The 11,614-nt window shown below is 67.9% G+C and carries 9 protein-coding genes and 1 riboswitch; of the genes, 5 read left to right on the top strand and 4 right to left on the bottom strand.

Annotation, left to right across the window (positions count from 1 at the left end; all coding sequences use genetic code 11):
- Positions 1–109: 109 nt before the first annotated feature.
- Together metW and metX are read right to left on the bottom strand one after the other, a co-directional pair.
- Entirely contained in the window at positions 110–715 is a 606-nt protein-coding gene (gene metW / locus AC1RP5_RS04975; RefSeq protein WP_493109482.1) for a methionine biosynthesis protein MetW, read from the bottom strand.
- Positions 712–1,878, bottom strand: coding sequence for a homoserine O-acetyltransferase MetX (gene metX / locus AC1RP5_RS04970; protein ID WP_493113294.1), 1,167 nt, complete (start codon positions 1,876–1,878; stop codon positions 712–714). The genes metW and metX overlap by 4 nt, the downstream gene beginning before the upstream one ends.
- Positions 1,879–1,938: 60 nt before the next feature.
- Positions 1,939–2,014: riboswitch (SAM riboswitch) on the bottom strand.
- Between the two features lie 104 nt (positions 2,015–2,118).
- Here metX and AC1RP5_RS04965 point away from each other — a divergent pair.
- From AC1RP5_RS04965 to AC1RP5_RS04950, 4 genes are read left to right on the top strand one after another with little or no spacing between them, the layout of a single operon-like run.
- Positions 2,119–2,970: a chorismate mutase gene (locus AC1RP5_RS04965; RefSeq protein ID WP_493109481.1), complete on the top strand. Its 852-nt coding sequence runs from the start codon at positions 2,119–2,121 to the stop codon at positions 2,968–2,970.
- 24 nt (positions 2,971–2,994) lie between these two features.
- Positions 2,995–4,086: a histidinol-phosphate transaminase gene (gene hisC / locus AC1RP5_RS04960; RefSeq protein ID WP_493109480.1), complete on the top strand. Its 1,092-nt coding sequence runs from the start codon at positions 2,995–2,997 to the stop codon at positions 4,084–4,086.
- Positions 4,083–4,967, top strand: coding sequence for a prephenate/arogenate dehydrogenase family protein (locus AC1RP5_RS04955; RefSeq protein WP_493109479.1), 885 nt, complete (start codon positions 4,083–4,085; stop codon positions 4,965–4,967). Before hisC ends, AC1RP5_RS04955 begins: the two co-directional genes overlap by 4 nt.
- Before the next feature lie 4 nt (positions 4,968–4,971).
- Complete coding sequence (locus tag AC1RP5_RS04950) at positions 4,972–5,559, top strand: gamma-glutamylcyclotransferase (protein WP_493109478.1); 588 nt, start codon at positions 4,972–4,974, stop codon at positions 5,557–5,559.
- Here the strand turns inward: AC1RP5_RS04950 and AC1RP5_RS04945 are convergent.
- A complete protein-coding gene (locus AC1RP5_RS04945) occupies positions 5,510–6,136 on the bottom strand; it encodes a TetR/AcrR family transcriptional regulator (RefSeq protein WP_493109477.1) in 627 nt (208 codons plus the stop codon). The two genes, AC1RP5_RS04950 and AC1RP5_RS04945, sit on opposite strands and share 50 nt — an antisense overlap.
- A gap of 171 nt (positions 6,137–6,307) precedes the next feature.
- Here AC1RP5_RS04945 and AC1RP5_RS04940 point away from each other — a divergent pair, with 171 nt between their 5' ends.
- Positions 6,308–7,465, top strand: coding sequence for a trans-sulfuration enzyme family protein (locus AC1RP5_RS04940; RefSeq protein WP_493109476.1), 1,158 nt, complete (start codon positions 6,308–6,310; stop codon positions 7,463–7,465).
- 10 nt (positions 7,466–7,475) lie between these two features.
- Here AC1RP5_RS04940 and AC1RP5_RS04935 read toward each other — a convergent pair whose 3' ends face one another.
- A complete protein-coding gene (locus tag AC1RP5_RS04935) occupies positions 7,476–11,519 on the bottom strand; it encodes a beta strand repeat-containing protein (protein WP_493109475.1) in 4,044 nt (1,347 codons plus the stop codon).
- Positions 11,520–11,614 lie beyond the last annotated feature (95 nt).

Raw genomic sequence — 11,614 nt, 5'->3', positions numbered from 1 at the left:
TCGAAGCATGGGCGCGAGCACCACGTCTGTTGCCCATCCTTCGAGACGCACGCCTGCGGCATGCTCCTCAGGATGAGGTGGTGCGGGTGAACGTGAAGCGAAGAGCGCTCTAATCCCGCCGGAGCATGAACACCGCCTGTTCGCCGATCAGGTTGGCGAGCAGCGGTGGCAGGTTGATGCGGCGGCTCGTGCTGTTCAGCACGATCGACCGTTCGATGCGCACGCCCATCGTGCGGCAGAGCGCGCGGAAATCGTCGATGCTGCAGAGATGGATGTTGGGCGTGTCGTACCACTTGTAGGGCAGCGACGCGGTCTCGGGCATGCGGCCGCCGAACACCAGACGCAGCCGCACCTGCCAGTGCGCGAAGTTGGGGAACGAGACGATGGCGCGCTTGCCCACGCGCAGCATCTGCTTCAGCACCTCGCGCGGCTCGCGGGTGGCCTGAAGGGTCTGGCTCAGGATCACGTAGTCGAAGGCATCGTCGGGATAGTTGCGCAAGTCGGCATCGGCGTCGCCCTGGATCACCGACAGGCCGTTGGCCACGCAGGCATTCACGCCGGCCTGGCTGAGTTCCATGCCCCGCGCATCGACCTTCTTGGCGTTCGTCAGGTAGGCGAGCAGCGCGCCGTCGCCGCAGCCGACGTCGAGCGCGCGCGTGGCGGGCTCCACCATGTCGGCGATGAGCTGGAGATCGACGCGGATCGGCGCGTTCATGCCACGCCTCCCAAGCCGCGCACCGTGGCGGCGCCCTTCAGGAAGCCCGAGAGCGTGCGGAACATCTCGGGCTCGTCGAGCAGGAAGGCGTCGTGACCCTTGTCGCTGTCGACCTCGACGAACGACACATTGGCCGCCACGGCGTTCAGCGCATGCACGACCGTGCGGCTCTCGCGCGTCGGGAACAGCCAGTCGCTGGTGAAGCTCATCAGGCAGAAGCGCGTCGCCGAGCCCTTGAAGGCATTGGCCAGCACGCCGCCATGCTGGGCCGCGAGGTCGAAATAATCCATCGCGCGCGTGATGTAGAGATAGCTGTTGGCGTCGAAGCGATCGACGAAGGTCGAACCCTGGTGGCGCAGGTAGCTCTCGACCTGGAAGTCCGCATCGAAGCCGAAGCCCAGCGCGTTGCGGTTCTGCAGGGCGCGGCCGAACTTGCGCTGCAGCGCCTGCTCCGAAAGATAGGTGATGTGCGCGGTCATGCGGGCGACCGCGAGGCCGCGCGCCGGGTTGGTCTGGTGCAGGCGATAGTCGCCGCCCTTCCACTCCGGATCGGCCATGATCGCCTGACGGCCGACCTCATGGAACGCGATGTTCTGCGCCGAATGATGCGCCGCGCAGGCGATCGGCACCGCCGAGAAGACGCGCTTCGGGTAAGTGGCCGCCCATTCCAGCACCTGCATGCCGCCCATCGAGCCGCCGATGACGCAGAAGAGATCGGGAATGCCGAGATGGTCGATCAGCGCCGCCTGCACCCGCACCATGTCGCCAATGGTCACCACCGGGAAGCGCAGGTTCCAGGGCTGGCCGGTCGAAGGATCCTTGGCCTGCGGGCCGGTCGTGCCCATGCAATGGCCGAGCACGTTCACGCAGATGATGAAGTAGCGGGCCGGATCGAGGACCTTGCCGGCGCCGATCAGGCTCTCCCACCAGCCTTCCTTGCCGGTCACGGGATGCCGATCGGCGACGAACTGGTCGCAGGTCAGGGGATGGCAGACCAGCACGGCGTTCGACTTGTCGGCGTTCAGCTCGCCGTAGGTCTGGTAGGCCACGCGGTAAGGCCCGAGATCGACGCCGCAGTCGAGCCGCAGCGGCCGGTCCACGCCCAGGACCGCGTGGCGGCACTGGGCGAGCGCCTTGCGTTCGGCATCGGTGAGGTCGTCCAGCACAGTCCTCTCCAGGCAAAAACGCCAACGAAAAAGCCCCCGACCGGAAGGGCGGGGGCTTTTTCGAGCACTCCGACCTTTTAGCGGTGTTTAACGTGGCCGCAAGCCGGTCGGCTCAAATTCCACGGAGAGGCTCTATACGGTTGTAGGGGACGGGAGGCAAGCCTCTTGCGGTTTGTTTGCCTTTACGCGGGCAGTGCGGACGTAGTATCGCCGCTGCGCACAGGAAAAAACGGCCTAATGGACGCTCCAGATCTCGAAATCTTGCGGCAGGAAATCGATGCCATCGACACGGACCTGCACGGTCTGATCCGTCGCCGCTCGGAGGTCGTCGGGCTCATTTCCGCGACCAAGCCGTCGGGGGGTCTGGCCCTGCGTCCGGGGCGCGAGGCGCAGGTCCTGCGCAAGCGCCTGGCGGCGCATGACGGCCGGTTCCCGTCCGGCGCGATGTATCGCATGTGGCGTGAAATGATGAGCGCCTTCACGCTGATCCAGACGCCCGGCCTCAAGATCGCGATCTGCCGGCCCAACGACCAGCCCGGCTACTGGGATCTCGCGCGCGATCACTTCGGCTGCCAGATCCCATTCGTCGCCCACGACACGCCGGCCGGCGTGCTGGCCGCGGTGCGCGCCGCGCCGACGACCATCGGCGTCGTGCCCGCCCCGCTCGAAGCCGATTCGACGCCGTGGTGGCCGATGCTCGCCGGCAAGGACACGACCCTGCCGACCGTCATCGCGCGCCTGCCTTTCCTTTCCATGCCGAACGCGCGCGCGCGCGGCATCTCGGCCTTCGTGCTGGCCCGCATCGACGCCGAGCCCAGCGGTTCGGATCGCGCGCTGCTGGCAGTCGAGGCGAAGAACGGCCTCAGCCGCGACCGCATCGCCGCGGCGCTGGCCAAGGCGGGCCTCCCCGCCTTCACCTCGGCGCTGGACCAGGTTGTGGCCGGCGTGCATCACTATCTCGTCGAGGTGCCGGGCGTGATCGTCGACGACGATCCGCGCCTGCGCGAACTCGAAGCGGCCCTGGGACTGGAAAAGGGCTGTGCGGCGGCCATCGGCGCCTATGCCGTGCCGATCGATGCCAAGCCGTGATCTGAACTTTCGAAGGAGACTGGCATGAGCGCGCTCACCCCTCGTCCGGGCATCATGAAGATCGCGCCCTATGTGCCGGGCAAGGACTCGATCGACGGCAAGGAGACGATCGCCAAGCTCTCGTCCAACGAGGGCGCGCTGGGCCCGTCGCCCAAGGCGATGGCGGCCTATGCCAAGGCGGCCGCCGAGCTGCACCGCTATCCCGACGGCGACACCAGCAAGCTGCGCAAGGCGATCGGCCGCCACTTCGGCCTCGATCCGGCACGCATCGTCTGTGGCGCGGGCTCCGACGAGATCCTGAACCTGCTGGTCCGCGCCTACTGCGGCCCGGGCGACGAGCTGCTCTACAGCCAGTACGGCTTCCTGATGTACGCGATCAACGCGCTGGGCGTCGGCGCGACGCCGGTCGCAGCGCCGGCCAAGGATTACGGCAGCGACATCGACGCCCTGCTGGCCGCGGTTACGGACAAGACGCGCATCGTCTGCCTCGCCAACCCGAACAACCCGACCGGCACCTACGTCACCAAGGACGATGTGCGCCGCCTGCACGCCGGCCTGCCGAAGAACGTGCTGCTGATCATCGACGCGGCCTACGCCGAGTATGTCAGCAAGAACGACTACGAATCGGGCGTCGAGCTGGTCGACCAGGCCGAGAACGTGGTGATGACCCGCACCTTCTCGAAGATCTTCGGACTGGGCGGCCTGCGGCTCGGCTGGATGTACGGTCCGGCCGGCATCGTCGACGTGATGAGCCGGCTGCGCCAGCCGTTCAACGTCAACCTCGCGGCACAGATCGCGGGCGTCGCGGCGCTGGAGGACATCGCCCATACCGACGCCAGCCGCACCAACAACGACATCTGGCTGCCGTGGCTTAGCGCCGAGCTGGTGAAGCTCGGCCTGAAGCCGCTGCCGAGCGTCGGCAACTTCCTGCTGGTGGGCTTCGGTTCCAAGGAACGCGCAGCCGCCGCCAACGAGTGGATGATGAACGACGGCCTCATCCCGCGCCTCGTCGCAGGCTACGGCCTGCCCGAGCATCTGCGCATCACCGTCGGCACCGAGACCGAGGTGAAGGCGGTGCAGGCCTCGCTCGCCCGCTTCGTGGCGTCGGCCAAATGAGCGAGCCCCTGTTCAACAAGATCACGCTGATCGGCATCGGCCTGATCGGCGGTTCGATCGCGCTGGAAGCCCGCAAGCGCGGCCTCGCCAAACACATCGTCGCGGCAACGCGCAGCGCCGAGACCGCGGCACTCGCCAACAAGCTGAAGCTCGCCGACCACTGCACCACCGATCTCGCGGAAGCCTGCAAGGACTCCGACCTGGTGATCGTCTGCACGCCGGTCGGCGCCTGCGGACCGGCCACCAAGGCCATCGCGTCGAGCCTGAAGCCCGGCTGCATCGTGTCGGACGTCGGCTCGGTGAAGCAGACCGTGATCGCCGACATGGCTCCGCACATCCCGAAGGGCGTGCACTTCGTGCCGGCTCATCCGGTCGCCGGTACCGAGAATTCCGGCCCCGAGGCCGCGCTGCTCGACTTGTTCGAAGGCCGCTGGTGCATCCTGACGCCGCTGCCCGACAGCGACGCCGATGCGGTTTCCCGCCTCGAAGCTTTCTGGAAGGGCCTGGGCAGCCAGGTCGAGCGTATCGATCCCAAGGATCACGACCGCATCCTCGCCATCACCTCGCACCTGCCGCACCTGATCGCCTACACGATCGTCGGCACCGCCGACGATCTCGGCGGTCACCTGAACAGCGAAGTACTGAAGTTCGCCGCCGGCGGCTTCCGCGACTTCACGCGCATCGCCGCCTCCGATCCCACGATGTGGCGCGACGTGTTCATGAATAACCGCGAGGCCGTGCTCGAAGTGCTGCAGCGTTTCCAGGAAGATCTCTTCTACCTGCAGCGCGCCATCCGCTGGGGCGAGGGCGACAAGCTGTTCGACCTGTTCACGCGCACCCGCGAAATCCGCCGCGCGCTGATCCATCTCCACCAGGCCTAGAGGCTTGGGCGCCGCCGCAAAACCCACCGTCAAGCCAAGGTGGGTCTTCGGCTACGGCTCGCTGATGTGGAACCCGGGCTTCGCGACGCCCGAAACGCAAGCGGCGCGGCTACAGGGCTGGCACCGCGCCTTCTGCATCTATTCAGAACATTATCGCGGCACGCCCAAGAAGCCGGGCCTGATCCTGGGCCTGCTGCCGGGCGGTTCCTGTCGTGGCCTGGCGCACCGGCTGCCGGCCGCCACCTACGACGAGGTGCGGCGCTACCTGATCCACCGCGAGATCGACAATGACGGGGTCTACGAGGAGACGGTCCGGCCGCTCCTGCTCGACGACGGGCGGACGGTGCCGGCGCTCGTCTATCTTGCCGATCGCTCCCATCGGCAATTCGCCGGCAAGCTGCCGGCGAAAGAGGCTGTCAGGCTGATCCGCCAGGGCCATGGCGCCACCGGCAGCAGCCTCGAGTACGTGCAGAACACGGTCACCCATCTCGGCGAGCTCGGCCTGCGCGACCGCTCGCTCGAGATGTTGGCCCGTGAGGCAGCTAGCGGCGCGCGGCCTCGGTCGCGAACACCGACTTCACGACGAAGCTGAGTTCCTCGCGCGACTGCTCGACCGACAGGCCGAGACGCTGGCGCAGGACGACCCAGCTCTCCGGCGCGATGGCCAGGGCCAGCGCCGTCAGCGTCCGCTGGCGCGATTCCGCCGGCAGCGCGCCCAGCTCCGGCGCGAAGGCCTGCGAGAGGTTGGCGGTGTTGGCGCTGTAGATCTGCGAGATCATGTCAGCGGCTTCCGGCGAGCGGCGCTGCAGGGTCTCGACGAAGGTCCACATCGGGCGGAGCTGCTCGTAGCGGTCGGCGCACTGGTTGATCAGGTTGGCGACCCGCTGCTCGACCGGACCGGCGGCCGCGATTTCCGGCGCCTCGCCCACGAGGGCGGCCAGGACGCGGCCGAGGACGGCGACGTACAGCTCGGCGGTGTCGGCGAAATGCTGGAAGACGGTGCGGGCGGAAACGCCGGCCATCTGGGCGATGTCACGCACGATCGGCGCGACCTGTCCCGCCGTGGCGAGGGCAAGCGCCGACGCGACGATCGATTCGCGCGTGCGGGCAACGCGGTCACCGCGACCGGCTGTCTGAAGCTGCTTGGTGTGCAGGGTCTGAACGTCCATTACTGACTCCCCAGCGAGTGTTTGCCGCCTGTTCGGCAACCGTGATGACTCTAACGATCTCGAATGCAAATCACTACATATGAAGCTACTAGTGCATCCTCATTTCAAGTGGTGCGATGCGCTATAAGGGCGCGATCGACGTAAGTTTCCTGTAAGCCGACGGTGCCGCAGATGTCCGAGAAAAGCTTTTCCCCCGCCTCGCTGGCCGCTCAGGCGATGGGATGGGTCGACCCGATAACGAAGGCCGTGGTGCCGCCGATCCACATGGCCAGCACCTATCTGCGCGACGAGGACAACAGCTACAGCAGTTCGGGTCGAATCTACGCGCGTTCGGACAATCCCACATTCGACCATGCCGAAGCAACGCTTACCGCGCTCGAAGGCGGCGCGAAGTCGCTGATCTTTTCGTCGGGCATGAGTGCGGCGACCGCGTGCTTCCTGGCCCTCTCGCCGGGTGACCATGTCGTGACTTCGAAGGTCATGTACTGGGCGCTGCGCAACTGGCTGATGACCTTCGCCACGCAATGGGGCCTCAAGGTCGAGTTCGTCGACACCGACAAGACCGACGAGGTCGCCGCTGCCGTGAAGCCCGGTGTCACCAAGCTCGTCTGGATCGAGACGCCGGCCAACCCGACCTGGAGCGTGTCCGACATCGCAGCGATCGCTGAGATCGCGCACAAGGCCGGTGCGCTGCTGGGCGTCGACTCGACGGTGGCGACGCCGGTGCTGACGCGCCCCATCGAGCATGGCGCCGACATCGTGATGCATTCGGCCACCAAGTACCTCAACGGCCATTCCGACATCATCGCCGGCGCCCTCACCGGCGCGCGCGACGACGCGTACTGGGCGAAGCTGCGCACCATCCGCTCGCAGCTCGGCACCATCCTCGGCCAGACCGAGGCGTGGCTGCTGATGCGCGGCATGCGCACCCTGTTCCCGCGCGTCGCCTGGGCCTGCAAGTCGGCGCAGAGCCTCGCCGAAAAGTTTGCCGAGCATCCGATGATCGAACAGGTCCTCTATCCCGGCCTGCCCTCGTTCGCGGGCCACGCCGCGGCGGCCAAGCAGATGACGGGCGGCTTCGGCGGCATGCTGTCGGTGCGGGTGAAGGGCGGCGAGCGCGCGGCCATCGCCACGGCGGCGCGCGTCGGCCTGTGGAAGCGCGCCACGTCGCTGGGCGGTGTCGAGAGCCTGATCGAGCATCGCGCCAGCATCGAGGGACCGGGCACGCCCTGTCCGCCCGACCTGCTGCGCCTGTCGGTCGGCGTCGAGGAAAGCAGCGACCTGTTCGACGACCTCGACCAGGCCCTGAAGCGCGCCCACAACGCCTGAAGCGAAGACCTCAGGCGATCAGGTGGTAGCCTAGGTCAGCGTCGCCGAGACCGGTCACGCCCTTCAGGAAGATCTCCATGCTGGCGGCATCGGCCGCCTGCGTGGTTCCGGTGTCGTTGAGGTAGAGCACCGTGTTGCCGCCGGACACGAACGCGACCATCGAATGGGCGTCGATCGTCACGGGCGCGCTGGTCACGGTCACCAGCGCCTGGAAACCTGGGCCGCCCAGCTCGGTGAAGTCGAGCCGGTCTTCGCCGATGTGGAAATCAGTGATCGTATCGCGCGCGGCGTGCGTCGAATCGGATAGATCGCGGAAGACGAACGTGTCGGCGCCCGCGCCACCTGTCATCGTATCGGCCCCCGCACCGCCGACCAGCATGTCGTTGCCGCTGCCGCCCCGCAACGTGTCGTTGCCGACACCGCCTTCCAGCGTGTCGTTGCCCACGCCGCCGATCAGCGTGTTGTCGAATTCGTTGCCCGTGAGGCTGCGGCCTTCCGCGCCGATCGCGCGCAGGACCTCGATCTCCATGCCGTCGCCCAGGCTGTAGTCGACCGACGCGTAGACCGTGTCGAAGCCTTCGCCCGGCAGTTCGAAGACGATGTCCAGAGGATCGTCGACGTAGTAGGTGTCGTCGCCGATGCCGCCGCTCATGACATCGGCACCGGCACCTCCGTTCAGCACGTCATGGCCCGCCCCGCCGTCCAGCACATCGTTGCCGGCGCCGCCGCGGAGATTGTTGTCGAGTTCGTTGCCGGTGCCGCTGAAATCGCCCGCGCCGACGAAGCGCAGGTTCTCGACGTTGGCGCCCAGCGTGTAGCTCGAGAGCGTCGTGCGCACCGTGTCGATGCCGCCATGCTCGGCCTCGACCACGACGTCGCCGGAATGGTCGACATAGTAGACGTCGTCGCCGGCGCCGCCGGTCATCGTGTCCGCACCCCGACCGCCATAGAGCATGTCGTTGCCGTCGCCGCCGCTCAGCGTGTCGTCGCCCGCGCCACCATAGATCCTGTTGTCGAGCTCGTTGCCCGTCAGGGCGAGGCCTGTCGCTCCGGCATTGGCGCGCAGCACCTCGATTTCCTGGCCGGCGCCAAGCACATAGTCGACGCTCGTATAGACCGTGTCCCGGCCTTCGCCGGGCGCTTCGATCACGATATCGAAGGCATTGTCGACGTAATAGAAATCATCGCCCAGGCCGCCGATCATCGTATCGGCGCCGAGGCCGCCGTTCAGCAGATCGCCGGCGACAGTGCCGGTCAGCGTATCGTTGCCATCGGTGCCGGCGAGGGCCGCGCCGGCGACGAGGACGATGTCGTTGCCGTCGCCGCCCCGGTAGTCGATCGTGAAGGCGATGCCGCCCCGCAGATAGGACTTGCCGCCGGCCAATCCCGCGAAGCCGCCCAACACCGCATCGGCGCCGTCATTGTCGACGACTACATAGCTGGCCCCGGACGGATCGAAGCCGCCGAGCCGCGACAGCGCGAGCTTCACGCCGGCGCCGATGGTGACCGTGCCCGTGACCGCGAGCTGATCGTAGCCGCCGATACCGGCCATCGTGCCACCGATCTCGACAGCGAAGACCGAGCCATCGCCAAAGGCGATGTTGCCCGTGCGAAGGATGCCCGCGCTCGCGCCCGCCGCGACCTTGCCACCGTCCTGCACCACGACGCTGCCCGCCGTGCCGTTTCCGCCCAGCGTGCCGCCCGCTTGCACCGTGACGTCGCCACCTTGCGCGCCAGCGGCGAGCGCAAGCACGCCGTTCGCAACCGTCCAGTCGAGGCCGCTCGTGTTGCTGCCGCTTACGGTCCAGGTGCCACCAGTGAGGCCGAGCGTCGTGAAGCCGCGATAGGAGACACCGAGCGCACCGACGTCGAACGATGCTCGTCCCGTGCCGCCGAGATAGAGCGCATCGCCGCCGTTGGTCGTGCCGCTGGTGCTGACCACATCGCCCACGAAGGCATAGCCCGTGGCGAGCGTCAGCACGTTGCCGCCACCCGAGAAGTCGATCGCGTTGGCCTGCTCGTAGACAGTCGTGCCGATCATCGCCACGCCGCCGGCAATGGTGCCGCCGTTGGTGATCTGCGCATTACCGGTCGAGACGACGCCTGCACCAGGGGTGCCGTAAAAGATGGTGACGCTCCCGCCTCCGAGGCCGTCATTGCCGTCCCGGCCGCTGGGGGCGCGATCGCCTGCTTCGCCGGCACTGCCGCCATGAAGGCCGCCCAGGCCGCCCAGGCCCCTGTAGCCTCCAAGGCCTACGCCATAGGACGATGAGTTGCTGCTGCCGCCGGTGATCGTGCCGGTGTTGATCAGGTCGAAATCCGAGCCGCTGACGCCCGCACCGCCATCCCCTGCCTCACGGGTTGCGAAAAGGGAGGAGCCACCGTCCCCGCCGTCCCCGCCTTTGCCTGGCAAGGACCAGCCGTCGATATACTGAACAATGTTGTCGAGCCCTGCCCCACCGTTGCCACCACGGCCGCCCTCGCCACTGTCACCGGCCGCGCCGCCGTCGCCGCCGGTAATGCTCCCCTCGTTGACCACCGAGAACCTGGTGCCGGCTACGGCGGCGCCGCCGGCGCCGCCATTGCCCCCGTAATTGCCCCGGCCGCCATCGCCGCCATCGCCGCTGTCGCCGTTAAAGTTCGGGCCAAAAGCTCCGCCCGCGCCTCCGCTGCCGCCCCTGCCACCCTCGCCGCCGTTGCCACCGTTGCCGCCTTTGCCACCGGCGCCCCCGGCGATCGTGCCGGTGTTGACCAGATCGAAATCCATGCCGCCGACGGCGACGCCGCCATTGCCGCCCTCGCCGCCTACGCCGCCATTGCCGCCGTCACCGCCCTTGCCTCCGTCGCCCCCATCGCCGCCATAGATGTTGATACCCCCTACGGCGAATGCATCGGCTACATAGCCGTTGGAGCCGAAGCCACCGAAACCGCCAATGCCGCCTGCGCCGCCGGCTTCACCATTGGTGCCACTCGCTCCCTCGCCGCCACCGATCGTGCCGGTGTTGATCACTGTGAAGCGCACACCGTCGATGCCTGCAGCGCCATCGCCTCCCTTGACGCCCGCCGCGCCGTCCTGGCCATCGCCTCCATCGCCACCGACCCCGCCATCGTTGTGGTAGGTGAGCACCACGCCGTTTTCTCCCCGCGCTCCCTGGGCGCCAGTGGCGGCCGCTGCGTCGGTCTCGCCCGTACCGCCAACACCACCTTGGATGCTGCCGGCGTTGGAGATCTTGAAATCCGACCCCACGACGCCGGCCCCACCGATCGTGCCGGCCGTGAAGAAGCCGTCGCCCCCGGTCACCGCACCCGTAACGGTGTTGAGCAGTTCGAAACCGATGCCCGCGACCGCGGCCGCACCGTCGCCGCCCTGACCGAAATAGCGCCCGGGATTGATGGGTGCGCCGCCGACACCGCCGGCGCCGCCGACGATTGAGCCGGCATTGATCAGGACATAGCCGGCACCGTCGACGGCGATGCCCCCGTCGCCCCCGCCGCCACCATCGCCGCTCAGGCTCCAGAAGGCTGGATCGTAGCCGAGACCTCCCAGGCCACCACTCCCGCCGTCGCCTCCCCTGATCGCGCCATCGTTGGCGAGAAAGAAGTCCGTGCCCCAGATGCCGCCGCCGCCGCTCCCGCCACTGCCACCATTGCCGGCGGCATCGGCATCCCCTCCATTGCCGCCATAACCGCCTTGGCCGCCGGCCAGGGTGTTACCGGCCGCGATGCTCCAGGCGCCGCCCCCGGCGTCGTGAAGTCCGGGGGCGCCGCCGCCACCGCCCGTGCCCCCCGGGCCTTTGGTCATCGTTCCGGTCGTCGCGGTGCCGCCGCCTTGGCCGCCCGCGCCATAGCCCTGGCCACCCGGCTGCCCCGGCTGGCCCATGGCGGCGAGATAGATGGGTGCGCCGCCGGCATTGGCGGTATCGCCGCTGCCTGTCCCGGCGCCGCGGTCGTAACGGCCATGGCCGCCGTTGGCGCCGGTGGTCGAGGCAAGGGCGCTGGCGCTCGCCGTCAGGCGGGCGATCTCGTCGGGGTCATCGATGATGGAGGTCGGCATTGGCGGGGTACGCTCGCGCAGTGACGCAATCGCGAGGTGATGCCGTCAGGTCCTGGCCTTGTGAAGATTCCGCGAGTGGAATTCCACGGAATTCC

It is taken from the genome of Reyranella sp. GW821-FHT12G01 (genome assembly GCF_058806575.1).
Note: the sequence above shows the minus strand (reverse complement) of the source record. Positions and strands in the feature narration are given on the sequence as shown.

What these genes read in the sequence shown, in the direction of transcription:
- hisC (WP_493109480.1), top strand. Translation starts at nt 2,995, where the DNA reads ATGAGCGCGCTCACCCCTCGTCCGGGCATCATGAAGATCGCGCCCTAT.
- AC1RP5_RS04940 (WP_493109476.1), top strand. Translation starts at nt 6,308, where the DNA reads ATGTCCGAGAAAAGCTTTTCCCCCGCCTCGCTGGCCGCTCAGGCGATG.
- AC1RP5_RS04935 (WP_493109475.1), bottom strand. Translation starts at nt 11,519, where the DNA reads ATGCCGACCTCCATCATCGATGACCCCGACGAGATCGCCCGCCTGACG.
- AC1RP5_RS04945 (WP_493109477.1), bottom strand. Translation starts at nt 6,136, where the DNA reads ATGGACGTTCAGACCCTGCACACCAAGCAGCTTCAGACAGCCGGTCGC.
- metW (WP_493109482.1), bottom strand. Translation starts at nt 715, where the DNA reads ATGAACGCGCCGATCCGCGTCGATCTCCAGCTCATCGCCGACATGGTG.
- AC1RP5_RS04965 (WP_493109481.1), top strand. Translation starts at nt 2,119, where the DNA reads ATGGACGCTCCAGATCTCGAAATCTTGCGGCAGGAAATCGATGCCATC.
- AC1RP5_RS04955 (WP_493109479.1), top strand. Translation starts at nt 4,083, where the DNA reads ATGAGCGAGCCCCTGTTCAACAAGATCACGCTGATCGGCATCGGCCTG.